This window comes from Pseudomonas syringae (assembly GCF_001698815.1).
In the GTDB taxonomy this organism is placed as follows: domain Bacteria; phylum Pseudomonadota; class Gammaproteobacteria; order Pseudomonadales; family Pseudomonadaceae; genus Aquipseudomonas; species Aquipseudomonas syringae_A.
This window is the reverse complement of sequence record NZ_LGSI01000040.1, coordinates 65503-86638: the sequence shown is the minus strand read 5'-3', so window position 1 is coordinate 86638 and position 21136 is coordinate 65503. Positions and strand designations below refer to the sequence as shown.

18 protein-coding genes and 3 tRNA genes are annotated in these 21136 nt (G+C 59.6%); 3 read left to right on the top strand and 18 right to left on the bottom strand.

Annotated features, from left to right (window positions below):
* The first annotated feature begins 85 nt into the window (after window positions 1-85).
* From AFK24_RS11825 to ilvA, 3 genes are all read left to right on the top strand, one after another.
* On the top strand, window positions 86-1231 hold the full coding sequence (locus tag AFK24_RS11825; RefSeq protein WP_065833411.1) for a nitrilase-related carbon-nitrogen hydrolase: 1146 nt from the start codon (window positions 86-88) through the stop codon (window positions 1229-1231).
* Between the two features lie 2 nt (window positions 1232-1233).
* Window positions 1234-2274 (top strand): AraC family transcriptional regulator, encoded by a 1041-nt coding sequence (locus tag AFK24_RS11820; protein WP_065833410.1) that lies wholly within the window; start codon window positions 1234-1236, stop codon window positions 2272-2274.
* 496 nt (window positions 2275-2770) lie between these two features.
* Window positions 2771-4384, top strand: a complete 1614-nt coding sequence (gene ilvA, locus AFK24_RS11810) for a threonine ammonia-lyase, biosynthetic (protein ID WP_240500378.1) — start codon at window positions 2771-2773, stop codon at window positions 4382-4384.
* A 102-nt stretch (window positions 4385-4486) separates the two neighbouring features.
* On the opposite strand, the gene AFK24_RS11805 is transcribed toward ilvA, so the two are convergent.
* The 18 genes from AFK24_RS11805 to AFK24_RS11720 all read right to left on the bottom strand — a co-directional run bounded on the left by AFK24_RS11805 (window position 4487) and on the right by AFK24_RS11720 (window position 21094).
* Window positions 4487-5278: a DUF2242 domain-containing protein gene (locus tag AFK24_RS11805; RefSeq protein WP_065833409.1), complete on the bottom strand. Its 792-nt coding sequence runs from the start codon at window positions 5276-5278 to the stop codon at window positions 4487-4489.
* A 218-nt stretch (window positions 5279-5496) separates the two neighbouring features.
* Window positions 5497-5573 (bottom strand) — tRNA-Asp (locus tag AFK24_RS11800).
* 129 nt (window positions 5574-5702) lie between these two features.
* A tRNA-Asp gene (locus AFK24_RS11795) sits at window positions 5703-5779 on the bottom strand.
* Window positions 5780-5838: 59 nt separating this feature from the next.
* A tRNA-Val gene (locus AFK24_RS11790) sits at window positions 5839-5914 on the bottom strand.
* Between the two features lie 191 nt (window positions 5915-6105).
* Window positions 6106-6870 (bottom strand): SDR family oxidoreductase, encoded by a 765-nt coding sequence (locus tag AFK24_RS11785; RefSeq protein WP_065833527.1) that lies wholly within the window; start codon window positions 6868-6870, stop codon window positions 6106-6108.
* Window positions 6871-6881: 11 nt separating this feature from the next.
* Entirely contained in the window at window positions 6882-8093 is a 1212-nt protein-coding gene (locus AFK24_RS11780; protein WP_020290361.1) for an O-succinylhomoserine sulfhydrylase, read from the bottom strand.
* Between the two features lie 19 nt (window positions 8094-8112).
* Window positions 8113-9621: an amidophosphoribosyltransferase gene (gene purF / locus AFK24_RS11775; RefSeq protein ID WP_065833408.1), complete on the bottom strand. Its 1509-nt coding sequence runs from the start codon at window positions 9619-9621 to the stop codon at window positions 8113-8115.
* Between the two features lie 12 nt (window positions 9622-9633).
* On the bottom strand, window positions 9634-10221 hold the full coding sequence (locus tag AFK24_RS11770) for a CvpA family protein (protein ID WP_020290363.1): 588 nt from the start codon (window positions 10219-10221) through the stop codon (window positions 9634-9636).
* Between the two features lie 99 nt (window positions 10222-10320).
* On the bottom strand, window positions 10321-10995 hold the full coding sequence (locus AFK24_RS11765) for an SPOR domain-containing protein (RefSeq protein WP_065833407.1): 675 nt from the start codon (window positions 10993-10995) through the stop codon (window positions 10321-10323).
* The gene (gene folC, locus AFK24_RS11760; protein WP_065833406.1) at window positions 10979-12286 is read right to left on the bottom strand and encodes a bifunctional tetrahydrofolate synthase/dihydrofolate synthase; all 1308 of its coding nucleotides are present in this window, start codon (window positions 12284-12286) and stop codon (window positions 10979-10981) included. Before folC ends, AFK24_RS11765 begins: the two co-directional genes overlap by 17 nt.
* Window positions 12283-13203, bottom strand: coding sequence for an acetyl-CoA carboxylase, carboxyltransferase subunit beta (gene accD / locus AFK24_RS11755; protein WP_065833405.1), 921 nt, complete (start codon window positions 13201-13203; stop codon window positions 12283-12285). The genes folC and accD overlap by 4 nt, the downstream gene beginning before the upstream one ends.
* A gap of 275 nt (window positions 13204-13478) precedes the next feature.
* Window positions 13479-14099, bottom strand: a complete 621-nt coding sequence (locus AFK24_RS11750) for a phosphoribosylanthranilate isomerase (RefSeq protein ID WP_047575654.1) — start codon at window positions 14097-14099, stop codon at window positions 13479-13481.
* Between the two features lie 59 nt (window positions 14100-14158).
* Window positions 14159-14983: a tRNA pseudouridine(38-40) synthase TruA gene (truA, locus tag AFK24_RS11745; RefSeq protein ID WP_065833404.1), complete on the bottom strand. Its 825-nt coding sequence runs from the start codon at window positions 14981-14983 to the stop codon at window positions 14159-14161.
* 153 nt (window positions 14984-15136) lie between these two features.
* On the bottom strand, window positions 15137-17914 hold the full coding sequence (locus tag AFK24_RS11740) for a FimV/HubP family polar landmark protein (protein WP_065833403.1): 2778 nt from the start codon (window positions 17912-17914) through the stop codon (window positions 15137-15139).
* 132 nt (window positions 17915-18046) lie between these two features.
* A complete protein-coding gene (locus AFK24_RS11735; RefSeq protein ID WP_065833402.1) occupies window positions 18047-19057 on the bottom strand; it encodes an aspartate-semialdehyde dehydrogenase in 1011 nt (336 codons plus the stop codon).
* Window positions 19058-19147: 90 nt separating this feature from the next.
* A complete protein-coding gene (locus tag AFK24_RS11730) occupies window positions 19148-19708 on the bottom strand; it encodes a DUF1285 domain-containing protein (RefSeq protein ID WP_065833401.1) in 561 nt (186 codons plus the stop codon).
* A 10-nt stretch (window positions 19709-19718) separates the two neighbouring features.
* The gene (locus tag AFK24_RS11725; RefSeq protein WP_065833526.1) at window positions 19719-20321 is read right to left on the bottom strand and encodes a DUF4823 domain-containing protein; all 603 of its coding nucleotides are present in this window, start codon (window positions 20319-20321) and stop codon (window positions 19719-19721) included.
* A 110-nt stretch (window positions 20322-20431) separates the two neighbouring features.
* Window positions 20432-21094 carry a TetR/AcrR family transcriptional regulator gene (locus AFK24_RS11720; RefSeq protein WP_065833400.1) on the bottom strand — a complete coding sequence of 221 codons (663 nt, stop codon included), beginning with the start codon at window positions 21092-21094 and terminating at the stop codon, window positions 20432-20434.
* Window positions 21095-21136 lie beyond the last annotated feature (42 nt).

Below are 21136 nucleotides of genomic sequence, written 5' to 3'. Positions count from 1 at the left end.
CCAAACGTGCAGCAAGGGTTGGCAAGCGCGATGGCGCGCCCTACCCTAGGCGGCAAACCAGTACCCGGCAGCCCTTTTCCTTCTTATGCGTACATTTTTTGCTGTTTTCATTGCCGCGCTGCTGCTGATCGCCCTGACCAGTTACGGGGTCTGGACCGAGCAGCGCCCGGTGGGCCATTACTTGTCCGACCTGCGCATCCAACTGGCAGTCGATGACGGTCAGCCCAGCGAGCGCGGCAACTTGCTGGGCGTGCAGGCGGAGCTGTTTCCCGCCGACTACCAAAGCATCGACCGCCTGCACCGCAAATTGGCGGCTTATCTGCAGCAAGCCCGTGACAAAGGTCTGATCAACAGCAAGACCATCGTTGTGCTGCCCGAACATGTGGGTACCTGGCTGTTTGCCAGCGGCGAAAAGAATCAGGTGTATCAAGCCACCACTATTGATGAAGCGATGACCTGGCTGGCTGTCAGTAACCCGCTGAAGTTCGTGGGTGCCATGCTCAGCGCCACCGGCGAGAACCGTTTGAACGACGCCCACTTGCGCATGAAAGCCAGCAGCATGGCCAACGATTACCAGACAGTGTTCGGCGGGCTGGCGAAAGAATTCGGCGTGACGCTGGTCGCCGGTTCCATCGTGCTGCCCGAACCCCACGTGGTGAACGGTAAACTGGAAGTCGGCAGCGGCCCTTTGTTCAACAGCAGCCTGGCATTCGGCAGCGATGGCCTGCCTCTTGGCCAGCCACAGCGACAGTTGTATCCGGCCAGTTATCAGCGCGGTTATATCCAGTCCGCCGCCGACGCACCGCTCAACGTAATCGATACCCCGGCGGGACGATTGGGCATCCTGATCGGCATCGACAGCTGGTATCCGCGCAACTACAGCCGCTTGAACGACAGCGGCGCGGAGTTGATCGCCGTACCCGCATTCGTGGTCGGCAACGGCGGCTGGCTCAAACCCTGGCGCGGCGAGCAAAGCGCCGACCTCACCCCTTCCGTCGATCTGGCGGCTGGCAGCCTCAGCGAAGGCGAAGCCTGGCAGCGCCTGACCCTGACCAGCAAGCTGCCAGACAGCTCGGCCCGCGCCGGAGTCAGCGTGTTCATGCGTGGTCAGTTCTGGGATCAGGGCAGCGCGGGGCACAGTTTCGCCAGTCGTAACGGCCTGAAGATCGTCGAGCCTTCGCTGGACGACAAGACCGGCCACGGCGCGCGCCTGATCAACGTCTGGCTCTGACCATGAATCCGTCGCCGATGCGTCTGGGAGATCTGTCCGTCGGGTTTGTTCACAGCCTGAGTGATGCGGTGCGCAGCTTCGGTTGCGATCCTGCCCCGCTGCTGGAGCAATACGGCCTGGACGCCGCACGCCTGGGTGAAGCCTGCGCCCGCCTGTCGATTCCGCGCTACATGCGCCTGGGCCATGCCGCCATCCAGCTCACCGGTCAGCCGGGATTGGGTTTGCGCATGGGCCGGTTAAGCCGGATCAGCCAATGCGGCCTGGCGGGCGTGACCGCCGCACAAGCGCCGACGGTGCGTGAGGCAGTGCGCACGCTGATCCGTTTTGAAGCGCTGTACGGCTCCAATTACCGAGGCCATTCGAGTTTTCATGAAGACGCTCAAGGCGCATGGCTGCGTTTTTACTCCATCAGCCCGTACAACGCTTACAACCGCTTCGTGGTGGATTCGATATTCGCCGGTTGGGTGCAGCAACTCTCGACGCTGGCCGGGACATCGATTCGTGCGCAGCGCATTGAAATCGAATTCGACGCGCCGCAGTACGCCGCTGACTATGCAACGCTGAGTGAAAATCCGGTGACGTTTGCTGCGGATTCTAATCAATTGCTGCTGGATCAAGACGTGCTGGCATTGCGCAATCCCGAGCATTGCCCGAGCACCTGGCGGCACTTGCTGCAACTGTGTGAAAAGGAACTGGAGCAACTGACCCGCACCCGCAGTTTGCGTGAACGCATCACGCGTTTGCTCGGGCCGTTGTTGAATGGCGGCAGGGAACCGGACCTGGAAGAGGTTGCCGCACGGTTGAAGCTGCCGACCTGGACATTGCGCCGCAAGCTGGCTGAAGAAGGCACGCGGTTTCGCACCATTCTCAATGACACACGTCGCGATCTGGCCATGACTTACATACGCGATACTGAACTTGCGTTCGGTGAAATCGCCTATCTGCTGGGTTTCGCTTCGGCCGAAGCGTTCCAGCGCGCCTTTAAGCGCTGGAACGGCCAGACTCCTGGGGAGTTCCGCCGCAGCCAACGCCACATTGCCTGAAACCTTAAGTGACGCTTACAGCTCGGTAGCGTCGTCCGCAGGTTCCGGTGGATCCAGTTCAAACGCTTTGTATTCGAGTATTTCTTCCAGATAGTCGTCCATAACGCATGCCCTCTTGGCTGTTCTTTAATGACTGCACTCACTGACCATGACCTCCACCTTAAAGTGCCGAGGTGAAGGAAAAATGTCAGTGCCATTAAAGATACGCGGCGCATTGGCGGGAATTTAGCCAACACCGCCTTGACTTGGCCCGCACAACCGAAATAGTCTTCAGGCCATGAACGTAACCAAGCATTTCTTCGGCCAGATTATTATTACCGCCATTCCAGTCATGGCGGGTTAGCCGACGCTTGCACCCAACCCGCCCTAGAGGCGGGTTTTTTCTGTCTCCAGGGCCAACCACTCAGGAGTCAGACATGATCATTTGCCCAACCCCGCTCGCCCTCTTCATCTCGCAGGACCTGCGCGCTTTCAATACCAGTGAAGGACGGACGCGATGACCGGCCTGCTCAATCATTACGCCCGGAAAATCCTCACCTCCCGCGTCTACGACGTGGCCGTGGAAACTCCGCTGCATGGCGCTCGCCAGCTGTCCGAACGGCTGGGCAATCAGGNGAAAATCCTCACCTCCCGCGTCTACGACGTGGCCGTGGAAACTCCGCTGCATGGCGCTCGCCAGCTGTCCGAACGGCTGGGCAATCAGGTGCTGCTCAAGCGCGAAGACTTGCAGCCGGTGTTCTCGTTTAAGATTCGCGGCGCGTACAACAAGCTGGCGCAGTTGAGCCCGGAAGAGCTGGCGCGCGGCGTGGTCACCGCGTCGGCGGGCAATCACGCGCAAGGCCTGGCGCTGGCGGCCAAGACGCTGGGCGTGGAAGCGACCATCGTCATGCCCAAGACCACCCCGGAAATCAAGGTTGAAGGCGTGCGTTCCCGTGGCGGCAAAGTGCTGCTGCACGGCGATTCGTTCCCCGAAGCGCTGGCCTACTCGCTGAAACTGGTCGAGGAAATGGGCTTCGTCTACATCCATCCGTACGACGACCCCGATACGATTGCCGGGCAAGGCACCGTGGCGATGGAAATTCTCCGTCAGCAACCGGGCCAGCTCGACGCGATTTTCGTCCCGGTGGGCGGCGGCGGGCTGATTGCCGGTATCGCGGCCTACGTGAAATACCTGCGCCCGGACATCAAGGTAATCGGCGTCGAGCCGGACGATTCCAACTGCCTGCAACAGGCCATGGCCTACGGCGAGCGCGTGGTGTTGCAGCAGGTCGGCTTGTTCGCCGATGGCGTGGCAGTGGCGCAGATCGGCAAGCACACCTTCGACATCTGCAAGGATTACGTCGACGAAGTGATCACGGTCAGCACCGACGAAATCTGCGCGGCGATCAAGGACATCTACGACGACACCCGTTCGATCACCGAACCTGCCGGCGCCTTGGGTGTGGCCGGGATCAAGAAGTACGTCGAGCATTACGGCGTCAGCGGCCAGACCCTGGTGGCCATTGATTCCGGCGCCAACGTCAATTTCGACCGCCTGCGCCATGTAGCCGAGCGCGCCGAGCTGGGCGAAGGCCGCGAAGCCATCATCGCCGTGACCATTCCCGAGCAGCCCGGCAGCTTCAAGGCCTTCTGCGAAGCGATCGGCAAACGGCAGATCACCGAATTCAACTACCGCTACCACGCCGACCGCGAAGCGCACATCTTCGTCGGCGTGCAGACCCATCCCGACACCGACCCGCGTGCGGCCTTGGTGGCCAGCCTGACCGAACAGGGTTTTCCGGTGCTGGACCTTACCGACAACGAACTGGCCAAGCTGCACATCCGGCACATGGTCGGCGGCCATGCCGAGCGAGTCAGCGATGAAGTGGTGTTCCGCTTCGAATTCCCGGAACGGCCGGGGGCGCTGTTCAACTTCCTCAACAAGCTGGGCGGCCAGTGGACGATTTCAATGTTCCACTACCGCAACCACGGCGCGGCAGATGGCCGGGTCGTGGCCGGGCTGGTGGTGCCCGAAGGCGAGCGGCATCTGGTTCCGGCGGCGCTGGCCGAGATTGGCTATCCGTATTGGGATGAGAGCGAGAATCCAGCTTATAAGCTGTTTTTGGGGTGAAGCCCTGTAGGAGCGGCTTTAGCCGCGAGAGGCATTCTCCCGGCTGAAGCCGGTCCTACAGTCGATTAGCGAGCAAATCGGAACGCCGCTCGCTCCAACGGTTCAGGGCGTTGTCGTGGTTTCCGGCGTGGCTGGCGCAGCCTCAACCGGCGCGGGCTCGGCCTGGAAGGAATCAGCGGCGCCAGGAGCTGGCACCGGCTGACTGGTTTCCACAGCGGGCGCTGCGGCTGGCTCAGCCTTCGGTGCTTCTTCGGCAGGCTCGGTTTCAGCAGGCTTGGGCTCGGTGAGGGCAGCAGGTTTGGCAGTTGGCTCAGGCACGCCAAGGTCGGCCTTCGGCTTTTCCTTGATATGCGCGGCTTTCTTCGCTTCCGGGGGCAGGAAATTCTCCACCAGAATGAAGAAACGCTCGTAGAACTTGTCCGACGCCACGGTCTCGCTGGCGACCTTGACCATCGAATCATCGGTAGAGCCAATCGGCATCGACACCGAACCCAGCACACCGACACCCAGGCTGGCAGAGTTGTTGGTCTTTTTCAGCGCGTAGCGGTCCTGCAAGGCATTGGCGAACATGGTCGAACCGTTTTCAGCGGTGCCATCAGCGGCGCAGACCACATTGAAGCTGATCTCCATATGGGTTTCGCCGGTTTGCTGGAAGCTTTTGTGCCCGCTGATCATCTTCGGGTCACTGCTGGTGATGATGTAGCCCTGACTGAGCAAGGCACGGCGCGCCGCTTCACAGGAAGCGGAGTCAGTCACGGGGTAGGCTCTGGAAAAAGTCCCCGCATCGTCAAAGTTTTCATGCTCATACATGGCGGTCTTCTTTGCCGAACAGCCTGCGGCAGCCAGCAGGGCAACTGCCCAGCACGCGGTACGAAAGCTAAATAATTTTGGCATCAAGAATCCTGGAGGAGATAACGGTCAGCAGTACTGCGGACTTGGAGAACATCGGCAAGTCTGCAACAAGGCAGGCGCGGGATCAACGCGGACATTGAAAGGATGCGGATACAAATGACGAAATGGCGGTGCCAACACTGAAATCAGCGCAAAAAAAAGCGACCTGTTAAGGTCGCTTTCTTTCGCTTCAAGGAGTTCAAGGGCCTCGAAGCTATGTATGGCGCAGCGGACGGGACTCGAACCCGCGACCCCCGGCGTGACAGGCCGGTATTCTAACCGACTGAACTACCGCTGCGTATCGCTCGGACTTGCATCCGTTTGAACCTGTTGAAACAGATTTTCGAGAATCTGTTTCGTTGTAACCCTGACTAATCGGCCTTGAGGCTTTTCAATCGCAGACCGGGCTGACCCGATCCGTAAAATATGGCGCAGCGGACGGGACTCGAACCCGCGACCCCCGGCGTGACAGGCCGGTATTCTAACCGACTGAACTACCGCTGCTTGTCGGTGGACTTGCGTCCGGTGCTGCTATCAAACCTTGTAGCTTGAAACTCACGAAGTGGTGGGTGATGACGGGATCGAACCGCCGACCCGCTGCTTGTAAGGCAGCTGCTCTCCCAGCTGAGCTAATCACCCTTTGCTTCGTTGAGGCCGCGAAATTTACGCACCTAACGAACCTAAGTCAATAGCCTGCTTGAAGTTTTTTTCAAATGGGCTAAAAAAGCAGTGGCGAGCCTCAGGCTTCAAGCCGCACGCCAGAAACGAAAAAAGGCGCAATCTCTTGCGCCTTTGCCAACTCCGTACAGATCACAGCGCCAATGGCACCTTCACTCCACGTAAACCATTTTGCGGGTCATGCCGCCGTCGACCACAAACTCCTGCCCGGTAATGAAACCGGCATTGCGCGACAGCAGCCAGGCCACCATTGCCGCCACGTCCTCTACGTTGCCTACCCTACCCGCCGGATGCTGCGCATGATCGGCCTCAGACAGCGGCTCAGCGCGTCGCACGGAGGGGTCGCGGACGTCGATCCAGCCTGGACTCACCGCATTGACCCTGATTTCCGGACCAAGGCTGATCGCCAGGGCGTGGGTCAGCGCCAACAGCCCACCCTTGCTGGCCGCGTAAGCCTCTGTATCGGGTTCTGATTGTCGGGCGCGAGTCGAGGTCAGGTTGACGATACTGCCGCAGTGAGCGCGCAGATACGGCGCACAGTGCTTGGCCAGCAGCATCGGACCATTGAGATTGACCGCCAGCACACGATTCCAGTGCGCCAGGCTCAAGCTTTCGAGAGTGGTGTTGCGCGGATCAGCCACCGCGGCGTTGCAGACCAGTGCATCCAGGCGACCGAAGCGTCCAATTACCTCAGCGACGCCGACGGTAACCTGCTCTTCACTGGCCACGTCCATGGCAATGAACAACGCATTCTCACCGAGCGCCTCGGCGACCCGCGAACCACGGGGGCGATCAACGTCGGCGAGGACGACCTGCCAGCCCTCGGTAATCAACCAGGCAGCGATGCCCAGGCCGATCCCGCGTGCTGCACCGGTGACCAAGGCCACCCGGCCATTACTGGAGCTGGCGGCCTGCATCACCCAATCGCTCACAATGCCGCCAGACCACGCGCCAGATCGGCTTTGAGGTCAGCAACATCTTCCAGACCGACCGCGACGCGAATCAGACTGTCACGAATGCCCGCCGCTTCCCGCTCCTGAGGCGCCAGACGCCCATGAGACGTGGTGCTTGGGTGGGTGATGGTGGTTTTGCTGTCACCCAGGTTGGCCGTGATGGAGATCAGGCGGGTAGCGTCGATGAAACGCCACGCGCCGTCCTTGCCGCCCTTGACTTCAAAACTGACCACTGCACCAAAGCCTTTCTGCTGGCGTTGAGCCAAAGCATGCTGCGGATGGCTTTTGAGACCGGCGTAATGCACCTTCTCGATGCCGTCCTGCTGCTCCAGCCACTCGGCCAACTCAAGAGCACTGGCGCAATGAGCGCGCATGCGCAGGTTGAGGGTTTCAAGACCCTTGAGAAAAATCCAGGCATTGAACGGGCTCAGTGTCGGCCCGGCCGTGCGCAGGAAGCCTACGACTTCCTTCATTTGCTCGCTGCGCCCGGCAACCACACCGCCCATGCAACGACCCTGGCCGTCGATGAACTTGGTGGCCGAATGCACAACCACATCGGCACCCAGCAGCAACGGCTGTTGCAGCGCAGGCGTACAGAAGCAGTTATCCACCACTAACATGGCGCCCTTGGCGTGGGCGATTTCGGCCAAGGCTGCGATATCCACCAATTCAGCCAATGGATTGGACGGCGACTCGACGAACAGCAATTTAGTGTTCGATTTGATGGCCGCATCCCAGCCGGCCAGTTCAGCCAGCGGCACATAGTCAACTTCGACACCAAAGCGCTTGAAGTACTTCTCGAACAGGCTGATGGTCGAACCGAACACACTACGCGATACCAGTACATGGTCGCCCGCGCTGCACAGACTCATGACCGTGGCCAGGATCGCCGCCATACCCGTCGCCGTCGCTACCGCTTGCTCCGCGCCTTCGAGGGCGGCGATGCGCTCTTCGAAGGAGCGCACGGTCGGGTTGGTGTAGCGCGAGTAAACGTTGCCCGGCACTTCACCGGCGAAACGCGCAGCCGCGTCGGCGGCCGTGCGGAACACGTAACTGGAGGTGAAGAACATCGGGTCGCCGTGCTCGCCTTCCGGCGTGCGGTGTTGACCTGCCCGTACGGCGAGGGTGTCGAAACCCACGCCTTCAAGATCGCTGTCCAGCCGACCGGCATCCCATTCCTGAGTCATGCCGCGCCCTCCCTGATAATTAGTTGTTGTACAGATCGATGATCGCGCTCACGGCCTGAGTCTTGACCTTGGAGGCGTCATTGCGCGCCTGCTCGATCTTGTTCAGGTAATGCTCGTCGATATCACCGGTCACGTACTTGCCGTCAAAGACCGAGCAATCGAAGTTATCGATCTTGATCTTTTTGCTGCCGCTGACCGCTTCGATCAGGTCACTCAAATCCTGATAGATCAACCAGTCGGCGCCGATCAGATCAGCGACGTCCTGAGTGGTACGGTTGTGGGCGATCAGCTCGTGAGCGCTCGGCATGTCGATGCCATACACGTTCGGATAGCGAACTGCCGGTGCAGCGGAACAGAAATAAACGTTCTTGGCGCCAGCTTCACGAGCCATCTGGATGATCTGCTTGCAAGTGGTGCCGCGCACGATGGAGTCGTCCACCAGCATCACGTTCTTGCCGCGGAATTCCAGCTCGATGGCATTGAGCTTCTGGCGTACGGATTTTTTCCGTGCGGCCTGGCCGGGCATGATGAACGTGCGGCCGATGTAACGGTTCTTGACGAAGCCTTCGCGAAACTTGACGCCCAGGTGATTCGCCAGCTCAAGAGCGGCGGTACGGCTGGTGTCGGGAATCGGGATAACCACGTCGATGTCGTGGTCCGGACGCTCGCGCAGGATCTTGTCGGCCAGCTTCTCGCCCATGCGCAGACGCGCCTTATAGACCGAGATGCCGTCGATGATCGAGTCCGGACGCGCCAGATAGACGTGTTCGAAGATGCACGGGGCGTACTTCGGATTCGCAGCACATTGACGGGTGTGGAGCTTGCCGTCTTCGGTGATGTAAACCGCTTCACCCGGCGCCAGGTCACGGATCAGCGTGAAGCCGAGAACGTCAAGGGAAACGCTTTCCGAGGCGATCATGTACTCGACGCCTTCGTCGGTATGACGCTGGCCGAACACGATCGGGCGAATGGCGTCTGGATCACGGAAACCAACGATGCCATAACCGGTGATCATCGCGACGACGGCATAGCCGCCACGGCAACGATTGTGCACGTCGGACACTGCCGCGAAGACGTCTTCTTCGGTGGGCTGCAACTTGCCGCGCCGGGCCAGCTCATGGGCGAAGACGTTGAGCAGCACTTCCGAATCGGAATTGGTGTTGACGTGGCGCAGGTCGGATTCGTAAATCTCCTTGGCCAGTTGCTCAACGTTGGTCAGGTTGCCGTTGTGGGCCAACGTGATGCCATACGGCGAGTTGACGTAGAACGGCTGGGCCTCGGCCGAGGTCGAGCTGCCCGCTGTTGGATAACGCACATGGCCAATGCCCATATGTCCGACCAGACGCTGCATATGGCGCTGATGGAATACGTCACGAACCAAACCATTGTCCTTGCGCAGGAATAACCGGCCATCATGACTGGTTACGATACCGGCAGCGTCCTGGCCGCGGTGCTGGAGGACGGTTAGCGCGTCATACAGCGCCTGATTGACATTCGACTTACCAACGATACCGACGATGCCACACATGCGACACAACCCCTACTTAGTGGAACTGGATTTACCGAGCACTTCCTGCGGCATTGTAGGCGGCAGAAGGTGATCCTTGAACGGCAGATCAGCAGGTACGCTGATGCCGCTGGCGAGCCACTTGCTGGACATCCCGAGAATCAGGTTTTTCGACCAGTCAGCGACCATGAGAAATTGTGGCAACAATCTGGACTGCTGCCACCATTGATCCTGTTGTACCGGCCCCAGGCTTAACAGCCCAACCGCCACTACGACAAGCAAGCCCCCGCGCGCTGCGCCGAAGACCATGCCGAGAAAACGATCGGTCCCGGAAAGCCCGGTGACTCGAATCAGTTCTCCGATGAGAAAGTTGATCATTGCGCCGACCAGCAAGGTGGCGACAAATAGAATAGTACAGGCTGCGATCACCCTGAACGAGGGTGTCTCGATATAACTGACCAGATACTGCGAAAGCCCCGCACCGAACATCCAGGCAACGACGCCTGCAATGATCCAGGTCACCAGCGACAGAGCTTCCTTGACGAAGCCGCGCTTGAGACTGATCAGAGCAGAAATGACGACAATCCCGAGGATCGCCCAGTCGACCGGGGTAAATGGCACGTTTGAGCCTGCGAACAGATAAGGCGGCGCATTTTAGCAGAGCGCCAGCCTGCCGGTAAGCGGGGATTACCGGCAGGCCTCACATTCGCCGAAAAAGCCTCAGCCGCGCTCGGGCTGGAAGCGTACGACGATGCCCTTGAGCTTCTGCTGCTTGTCGAGCTGATCGCGCAGCCGGTCGGCTTCGGCACGCTCGATCAGCGGACCGACAAACACCCGATTCACACCGTCGGCGGTGCGGATATAGGCGTTATAGCCTTGGGTACGCAGGGTTTTCTGCAGGTTGTCTGCATTGGCTCGATTCGACAGGCTTGCCAGTTGCACCGACCAGCTGACCGACAGACCGTTGGCATCAACGCCGCTTGGCGTGGCCGGTTTGGCCGCCGCTTGCGCGGGCGCAGTGGCCGGCGCGGCTGGAGCCGGTGCGGGCGCAGCAGGCTTGGGCGCCGGCTTTGCAACAGGCGCAACAGGCGCAGGGGTTGACTTGGCCGCGGGCGGCGCAGGTGCGATTGGCGTCGAAGGTGCCTGGGCAATCTGGCCAATTTCGTCGTCAGCCGGTACTGGCTCCTGAGGCAGGGTCTGAGGTTCGGGAACCGGAACCGGCTCGATCCGCACCTGAGGCGTGGGCGGTGTCTGCGGAGCAGCTGGCGCGTCGACCAATACCCGATGCGACTCGTCCTGTCGCGTGAACAGCATTGGCAGGAAAATCACCGCCACGGCAATAAGCACCAGTGCGCCGACCATTCGCTGTTTGAATACGTTATCCAGCAGTGCCATTTGCAGCTTCCTCTTTGGCGTGCCGGGTCAACCATTCCAGGGCCTCGGCAACACAGTAAAAAGACCCGAACAGCAAAATTTCGTCATCGGCCGTGGCGTGCGCGCACTGAGCTTCCAGCGCCAACGCAACACTCTGATAGGACGTCACTTTTGCTCCAAGGTTCTGTAGTGCTACCTGAAGATCGGACGCCGGACGACTGCGAGAGGTTGGCAACGGCGCAACAGCCCATTCGGCAATACTGCCAACCAGCTCGGCAACCACACCTTCGAGCTCCTTGTCAGCCAGCAACCCAAACACCGCAAGGCGCTTGCCGACGACCGGACGCTGCGCCATACGGCGGGCGAGAAACTGCGCAGCATGGGGGTTATGGCCCACATCCAACAGTAAATGCAGGTGCTTGCCATGCCAGTTGAACGAGCGGCGATCCAGGCGACCGATAATCCGCGTGCCGACCAATGCCGCACGAATAACCTCCGGTTGCCAGGCAATATCCAGCAATAAATAGGCCTGCAACGCCAGCGCGGCGTTCTCCATGGGCAAATCAAGCAGCGGCAGGTCGCGTAGTTCAACCAACTGCCCTGCCCCGTCGCGACCCAGCCAGTTCCAGTTGTGGTCGGTAATCGACAGATCGAACTCTCGACCGCGCAACCACAGCGGGCAATTGAGTGCCGCAGCCTGGGCCAGCAAAGGCGCCGGAGGGTCCAGATCGCCACAAAGCGCAGGATGGCCCTCGCGGAAAATGCCCGCCTTTTCGAAGGCGACAGATTCACGGGTATCGCCCAACCAGTCGGCATGATCGATGCCGATGCTGGTGACCAGCGCCAGATCCGCATCGATCAGGTTGACTGCGTCCAGCCGGCCGCCGAGGCCGACTTCAAGCACGGCAACATCCAGCCCGGCCCGCTCGAACAGCCAGAAAGCCGCCAAAGTGCCCATCTCGAAATAAGTCAGCGTGACATCACCCCGCGCCGCCTCCACAGCGGCAAAGGCGTCGCACAGCTCCACATCAGTGGCTTCGACGCCCTGCACCTGCACCCGCTCGTTGTATCGCAGCAGATGAGGCGAACTGTAGACGCCGACTTTCAAGCCTTGCGCCTGCAGCAATGCTGCGAGGAATGCACAGGTCGAACCCTTGCCGTTGGTTCCGGTGACGGTAATCACCTTGGGCGCAGGCCGGGTCAGACCCAATTGCCGGGCAACCTGTTGCGAACGCTCCAGCCCCATATCAATGGCCGAAGGGTGCAACTGCTCCAGATAGGCGAGCCAGTCGCCCAGCGATCCTGGGGTCATACGTTCGCCGGAACCGGCGGAACGACGATAGGTTCCAGGACCGGCGGTACGAATTTAGGGGTAGGCAGGTTCATGAATTGCGCGAGCAGATTGCCCAGGCGCGGACGCAGCTCCTGACGATGGACGATCAAATCGATAGCGCCATGATCCAGCAGGAACTCGCTGCGCTGGAAGCCTTCAGGCAGCTTTTCGCGCACGGTCTGCTCGATGACGCGAGGACCGGCGAAACCGATCAGCGCCTTGGGCTCTGCAACAATCACATCACCCAGCATTGCCAGACTCGCGGAAACACCGCCGTAGACCGGGTCGGTGAGTACCGAGATAAATGGCAGGCCTTCTTCACGCAGACGGGCCAGCACGGCCGAAGTCTTGGCCATCTGCATCAGGGAAATCAGGGCTTCCTGCATGCGCGCGCCGCCGGAGGCAGCGAAGCAGATCATCGGGCAACGTTTTTCCAGCGCGTAGTTGGCGGCCTGTACGAAACGCTCGCCAACGATAGCCCCCATCGAACCACCCATGAAGGAGAACTCGAATGCGCAAGCGACCACCGGCATGCCCAGCAAGGAACCGCTCATGGAAATCAGTGCATCCTTTTCCCCGGTCTGCTTCTGCGCACCGGTGAGACGATCCTTGTATTTCTTGCTGTCGCGAAACTTCAGGCGATCCACTGGCTCCAGATCAGCGCCGATCTCGGCACGACCATCGGTGTCCAGAAAGATGTTCAGACGTGCCCGGGCGCCAATACGCATGTGGTGGTTGCACTTGGGGCAGACGTCCAGGGTCTTTTCCAGTTCTGGACGATAAAGCACCGCTTCGCAAGAAGGGCACTTATGCCAAAGACCTTCGGGAACCGAGCTTTTCTTGACCTCGGAACGCATGATTGAAGGGATCAGCTTATCTACCAACCAGTTGCTCATGCTTTATTTCTCCAGTACCGGTGGCTCGAACGCAGACGAATCGACGTCTGCGCATGCCCTTGAGCTAAATTCTTGGATGATCTGACAACCCGGCGTCAGCGGTCGGCAATTGGCCTGACCTGCATGACAACAACGTCGTCAGTCGTGGAACTGCAACAGCTTCGGCGCGGCGTACCGACACCTGCGCACTCTCAATTCGACCTGTGCGCCAATCGCGCAGCCAGGGTTATGGACGGCGGACAATCATTAGCCGTCACATCTATAGCAGCTGGCTATCAAGCGCCATGCACCGCACTCATGAATGCGCGGATCTTGTCATGGTCCTTGATGCCCCCACTTTTTTCGACCCCTCCGCTGACATCCACCGCATACGGCCGGACCTGAGCAATGGCCTGCGCCACATTGGCGGAAGTCAGACCGCCCGCCAGAATGATCGGTTTACTCAGACCGCTCGGGATCAAGGCCCAGTCAAAGGTTTCGCCGGTTCCGCCAGGAACGCCGGCAACATAGGTATCCAGCAGAATACCGCTGGCTCCGGAATACGCACGGCAACTGGCGGCAATATCATCACCGGCCTGTACCCGCAACGCCTTGATCCAGGGGCGATGATAGCCTTCACATTGCTCTGGCGTTTCGTCGCCATGAAACTGCAAGAGATCCAGCGGCACGGCGTCCAGCGTCTCGTTGAGTTCGCAGGCACTGGCATTGACGAAAAGCCCGACGGTACTGACAAACGGCGGCAGCGCAGCGATGATCGCCCGCGCTTGCTGCACGGTCACCGCGCGCGGGCTCTTGGCATAAAACACCAGCCCAATAGCATCAGCCCCGGCTTCGACAGCAGCCAAAGCGTCTTCTATGCGGGTAATGCCGCAGATCTTGCTGCGAACGGCTGACATGTAGAGAACCCCAAGCCTTTCTGTAAAGTTCGGGATGGTAGCAAATGCTTTTCCGGACGTCAGCCGTCAAGTTCCGAGAACCCTGTCAGAAAGTGCGGGCCGACATAGCGTTCCGGCAACGGAAACTCATCGCGATACTCAACCTGAACCAGATACAACCCATAAGGGTGTGCCGTTACGCCGCCGGTCCTGCGCACCTTGCTCTCCAGAACATCCCGCGCCCATTCGATCGGGCGCTCGCCCGTGCCGATCGTCATCAACACGCCCGCGATATTGCGCACCATGTGATGCAGAAAGGCATTGGCGCGTACATCAATGACAATCATCTTGCCGTGCCGCGAAACGCGCAGATGGTGCAGCTGTTTGATCGGCGACTTGGCCTGGCACTGCCCGGCCCGGAACGCGCTGAAATCATGAGTACCGACCAGATGCTGCGCGGCCTGCGCCATGCGTTCGGCGTCCAGCGGGCGGTGGTTCCAGGTAATTTCCTGGCCGAGATGAGCTGGCCGAATCTGGTCGTTATAGATGACATAACGATAGCGTCGGGCGATTGCCTTGAAGCGCGCATGGAAATCGGCCGGCATCACTTTGGCCCACGTCACGCTGACGTCATGGGGCAGATTGATATTGGCACCCATGACCCAGGCCTTCATGGAGCGTTCGGCCTGAGTATCGAAATGCACCACCTGGCCGCAGGCATGCACGCCCGCGTCGGTGCGCCCGGCGCACAATAGCGACACCGGCGAATCCGCGACTTTGGACAGCGCATTTTCCAGGGTTTCCTGAACGGTCAGCACACCGGAAGCCTGACGCTGCCAGCCGCAATAGCGAGAGCCTTTGTACTCGACACCGAGCGCGATTCTGGAAAAACCAGCGGCGACCATTTCGGCCGCCGCGTTATCTATATTCGCCAAGAAGTGACAGCCTGTTGAATTACGAAATGGCGGCCATTATAAGGCCACGAAAAAAAGACGCCATGTGCCCCGCCCGCAAATGCAAACGGCCGCAAAAGCGGCCGTTGCAGTCCATCGAACAAATCACACCAGACGGCTGAGCATTTCCCGTGCCTCGGTTTTCTGACCGTCATCACCTTCGGTGACCACCTCGTCAAGAATGTCCCGCGCGCCGTCGCTGTCACCCATCTCAATGTAGGCGCGAGCCAGATCGAGCTTGGTGGCGGCCTCATCGGTACCTGACAGGAAGTCGAATTCCGGCTCGTCATCGTCGAGTGCAGCGGCGTCTTCGGCAGTAAAGCTCGGCGCTTCGAACGGCTTGGCCATGGGCGGCTGCTCAAGATTCTGCGACAGGCGCTCCAGCTCGGCATTCACATCCTCGATCTCGGAGGCGAACGCTTGAGTTGCCTGATCAGTCTCGATTTCGTCGGCCAGCGACAGATCGAAATCATCCGGCAGGTCCAGGTCGTCGGCAGGCTGAGGCGGCACTGATTCACCCAGATTCAACGGCGGCTCGTCGAGACTGAGCAGGAAATCATCCTCGGCACTTAGCGCAGGCTCGTCTTCGGTGCTATTCAGATCAAAGTCAGCCAGATCAAAATCAGCCGGGTCGTTCGGCGTGCTCGCCGCCTTGGCTTCGTTTTGCTGCTTCAAGACCGACTCGAAACTCAGCTCGTCATCGTCATCGTCATTGATGGCCGGCAAAGCAGGTGCATCCAGCTCCAGATCATACAAATCGGTTGGATTGGTCACCTGCGTAGGCGAGGCCTCTTCAAGGTCGTCCAGACTCAAATCGAAATCATGATCGAACTCATCGAGTTCATCCGCTTGAGCGACCGGTTCTGGCGTTTCCGGCACAGGTGTTTGCGCCACAACGACTGGTTCAGGTTCAGGTTCAGGCTGAGGCTCCGGCTCGGGCTCCGCCGGCTCGTCGAGCAACAATTCCTCGACATACTTCGCATCCAGTTCAGAGGCCACCGCAGCAGCGGTCGCCGTTGCTGCCGCCGCTACGACGGCAGCGGTGATCATGGCCGGGTAACGACTCTTGAGCTGCTCGACCTCAGCGTGGTGCTTTCCCCCAGCCACCATCTTCCGTTCATGAATCGCGAACGCCTTGCTATTACCTTGCTCAGCGTAGATTTCCATGAGTTTGAGGCGAATATCATCCCGGGCCGGATCTTCCTTCAACGACTCTTCCAGCAGCTCGACAGCCTGATTCATGCGCCCGTAAGCAATATGGATCTCAGCCTGAACCAGCGCATCGGCTGGACGCTCACGAGCAGGATCGGCACTCGCACCGCCCATCGGCGCCATTTTCACGTTAGGCGCGGCAACGACCAGCCCGTCGAAGCTGGCCTGCGGCACGTCCATGTCCATGTCGGAAACGAACTCAGATTCTTCAGCCAGCGCACGAGCCATCCGACGGTGCTTCTCGGCTTCGGCCTTGGCATTGCGGCGGCGGGCCAGAAACAGCATCAACAGCAGCAGAAGCAGCACGACCGCGCCGCCGATCAAGCCGAGGACGATCGGGTTACCTAGCAGTTGCTTGAACGCCTTGTCCGAATCGGCTTCCTGATCCACGACCGGTTCGACGGCCAAAGGCTGGTCCGCGGCCGGTGCGCTGACTTGCGCCGCACCCGCTGGCAGAGCATCTTCGGGTGCAATTTCGCCCGGCGGCTTGGCGGCAGCCCCGGGTGCTGCAACCAATGCTGCCGGCAAAGCCGGGTCGGCAGGCACCGGTGGAACCGTGGCACCCGAGGCCTGCATCTTGGCCAGTTGATCGCTCTTGAGCTGAATCAGGCGCTGCATCTTGTCTAGCTGACTCTGCAAGTCGTTCATGCGACTTTTCAGTTCGGCGTTGTCACGACGCGCGGTATCCAGATTTTCCTCGGCCACCGCCAGTTTGTTACTCAAGTCCTTGTCGCCTGCCGCACCCTTGGCAGAAGGGTTGGAGCCTGCGGCGACCAGACTCAGGCTGTCGCTTGGAGCAACTCTGGATGGTGCGGCACCGGCGCGATCACGGCGAGTCGCATCGACCTGACGCGTGCCGGACGGCAAACGACGACCCTGGCGCCAGGCCTGATTCTGTTCGGCAACCTTGGCCACGGCTTGAGGCTGAGGCACGGTGGTGGTTTGTTGCGGATTAGGCAGGCGCAATACCTGGCCTTTTTTCAGGCGATTGATATTGCCACCGATGAACGCATCAGGGTTCAACGCCTGAATGGCCAGCATGGTTTGCTGGACGGTGCCGCCATTACGCACTTTCTCGGCAATTTCCCAGAGCGTGTCGTTGTTCGTGGTGGTGTATTGCGCAGGCTTGGCCTCGGCAGCGGGTGCAGCTTCCGGAACCGGAGTCGGTGCGGGCGGCGCTACTTCTGGAGTCGCCGGCGCCTGGGCTGGCTGTGGCGCAGTCGCTGGCAATTGCGGCGCCGCAGCGGCAGCCGCTGCAGCTTCAGGGGAAAACTTCGGTGGGTCCAGCAACAGGCTGTATTCGCGCAGCAGGCGGCCATTGGGCCAGAGCACTTGCACGAGGAATTTCACAAAGGGTTCACGCACCGGCTTGCTGGAAGTAATGCGCAATACGCTTTTACCGCTGGCATTGAGTACCGGAGTAAACGTCAGGTCGTTGAGAAACGCCTGTCGGGCAACGCCCGCCTGAGCGAAATCAGCAGTGGTCGCCAGGCTTGGCACCACTTGCGCAGCGCTCAGGCCTTGGGCCTGTGTCAATTCGATCTCGGCTACAAGGGGTTGATTCAGGGTCGACTTGACCGACAATTCCCCGAGTCCCAGCGCGTGCGCCATGCCTGATGACAACGCCGATGCGGCAGCAATTGCCAATACCAGTTTGCGAACCTGAACCATAGCCCATCCCTTGTTTAAAAACTCCCCGGCACCCGGGAAGGTAAAGCATGCATTGGGTGTCTAAGCAGACATCTCAGGAGATCGATGACACACACGGCTAGAAAGTTTTTTCAAATTGAAGGCAAGTATCTTTTACACATAGTCTTTTATCAACAATTGCGCGACCTGCACAGCGTTGAGCGCAGCGCCTTTGCGCACATTGTCAGACGTCACCCACAGATTCAGCTCACAGGGATCGTCTATGCCACTGCGCACGCGTCCTACATAAACAACATCCTGGCCTACGGCATCTCCTACAGCCGTCGGGTAATCCCCGGCGTCCACCAGCTCGATCCCCGGCGCGGCTTCCAGCGCGGCATTGACCGCTTGCAGATCCACCGGCCGCGCGGTTTGCAGCGACACGGTAAAGCTGTCGCCAAAAAACACCGGAGCTTGCACGCACGTTGCGGCGACCTTGAGTAAAGGCAATGCCAGCAACTCGCGCAACTCTGCAACCAGTCGAACTTCCAGCGGCGCATGACCTTGTGCGTCCGGCACGCCGACCTGGGCGAGCAGGTTGAAGGCCATCTGCCGGTCAAAAAAGCGCGGTTCGAGGGGGCGAATATTCAGCAGCTCGGTGGTTTGACGCGCCAGTTCCGCAACACCTTCGCGGCCCTGGCTGGAGACTGCCAGGCATGCAGTGACATTGACGCGCAGGATTTCCAGCACACCAAGCAACGGAGCAAGGGTCAGCGCGATGGCCGTGCCGGAAGCGCTCGGACTGGAAACCTGATAAGGCTTGCCGTGGGACTCAATTGACTGGGCGTTGATTTCCGGCACCACGCCGGGAGCGTCTGCAGCGGGCAAGCCGCCCGACAAATCAATCACCGAACAGCCCGCGTCCAAGGCGCGCGCAGCGTAGCTGCGGGTAATGGCCGGACCGGCGGCAAAGAATGCGACCTGCGCCTTGTTGAAATCGAATTCGTCGACTTCCTTGACCCGCACGTTCTTGCCCCTGAACGGCACGGAATGCCCCGCCGACTCGATGCTGGCCAGCAAGTGCAGCTGCCCGACCGGGAAGTCGAGCTCTTCAAGAATCTGGACGATGGTTTCGCCGACAGTACCGGTGGCGCCGATCACGGCGATGTCAAAGGACTGGCTCATGCAAAAACCTCAGGAAAAACGCGGAGCGGCACTTTAACCGTCGCGCCGGGAGCAGGCAATTGATGGGACATCATCCGAGGAACTCGTTACTCAGGGTTCAAGGCCGATTGGAAAGAACAACCCGCCACTCCAGACGCCCAGCCAGCGCTGCCCGTCGATATCACGCGGCACGGCCAGCTCGACCAGTTGATAGAAGACGTTGCGATGAATCAGCGCTTCAAGATTGACCCGCACATTGATGTAGGGCGCCGGTTCGTCGGTTTCGGGATCGATCAGCACCCGCAACGGATGCTCTGGACCTGCTTCGGTCACGTCATCGACATTGGTGGTAAAACGCAGCACCTGACGCTCGCCCTCGCCTTCGACTTCCAGGCTGACCGCCACGAATGGCGCGTCATCAACCTTGATGCGCACTTTCTCCACCGGAGTGATCAGGAAATAGTCATCGCCGTCACGGCGCATGATGGTAGAGAACAAGCGAACCATGGGTTTGCGGCCGATAGGCGTACCCAGGTAATACCAGGTGCCATCGCGGGCGATGCGCATGTCGATATCGCCGCAGAAATCCGGGTTCCATAAATGAACAGGCGGCAACCCTTTGGATTTGGGGATCTGCGCGAACAGATCATTGGCCTTGCCTGTATCACTCATGACTTTCTCCTTAACGGCTTATGCCCAACAGACTGCGAGCGTAATCCTCCAGAGGCGGGCCAAGCAAATCTTGTGGCTTGGTGTCGTGCAGTGTCAGCAATCCGCCACGGCTGCGAATGCGCGCACTGTCGATGAGGTAGCGGGTGCTGGTTTCGATCAACATCAGCTGGATGACGCCGCTGTCGATGCCGAGCCGATCCAACGCTTCTTGATCAGACCACTCGTCGGTGTTGCCGATGCGGTCATCGGCCTTGGCAAAGCGGGTATAGAGCAGATAATGCGCACCCGCCGAACGAGCCTCAGTCATTGCCTCATCCAGACCTAGCGGCCCGCGCGCGCGACGAACCATCGGGAAATACTCGATGAAGCCGTTGAAGGCTTCTTCGGCCACGACGTTAGGTCTTGGGTAGGCGCTGCCCGGCGGTGCAAACGCACCTTGAGCGATATAGATGAAGGAATCCGGCTGCAAGCGCCAGTTGCTGATGCGTCGGGTTTCACTGTGATCCAGCAATCCGGCGTCACTGAATTGATCATGAGCGCCCTGGCCCAGATCACTGACACTCATACAACCATTCAACGCCAACAGCGCCAGTAGCAAAACCAGGCTACGCATCACTTCCTCCCAAGTGCCGGTGACGGAAAACCGGCGAATGGTCGTCGGATGCAGCTTCCGCGCCATCATGGGCAAAGCAGGCCATTAATGCGTGCAGGTCCTGAAAAGGCTCAACCGCCAGTGGTGTTGGGGTTCAGATCAACAATTGTCTCGGGATCGCGCTTGCGCTTGTTGCCCATGCGTACGCCGATATCCATCAGGAACTGGAAAAAACCTTCCTGATCTTCGAGGACATTGCTCCAGAACGGCGAGTGGTAAAGCGCCACTGCGCCATGGACCAACGCCCACGCGGCGCAATAGTGGAAGTAAGGCGGGACGTCTTCGAGTTTGCCTTCGTTGATTCGACCTTTGATCAGCAGCGTCAGGCGCTCGAAATTCGAGGCGCGAATCTTGTGCAGCTCCTCGACCAGCTCCGGCACCTGATTGCCCTTGACGACTTTCTCTTCAAGCCGATCAAACAACCGGTAACGCTGGGGATCGCGCATGCGGAACTCGAAGTAGGCGCGGGACAGCGCTTCCTTGTCCTTGTCGACATCCGCCGAATGCAGCAGCTCGTTCAAATCACGCTCGTAGTCGAGCATCAGGCGCAGGTAGATCTCCGCCTTGGATTTGAAATGCTTATAGATCGTGCCTTTGCCGATACCCACGGCATCAGCAATCATCTCGACGGTGACGCTGTCTTCACCTTGATCGAGGAACAGCTTGAGCGCGGTGTCGAGAATTTCTTGCTCGCGGCGTCGAAATTCACGGACCTTTCGGGGTTCTTTCTGCATAAGAAGGTCTGTAGGGGTCAAAATCGAAGCCGGGTATTATGC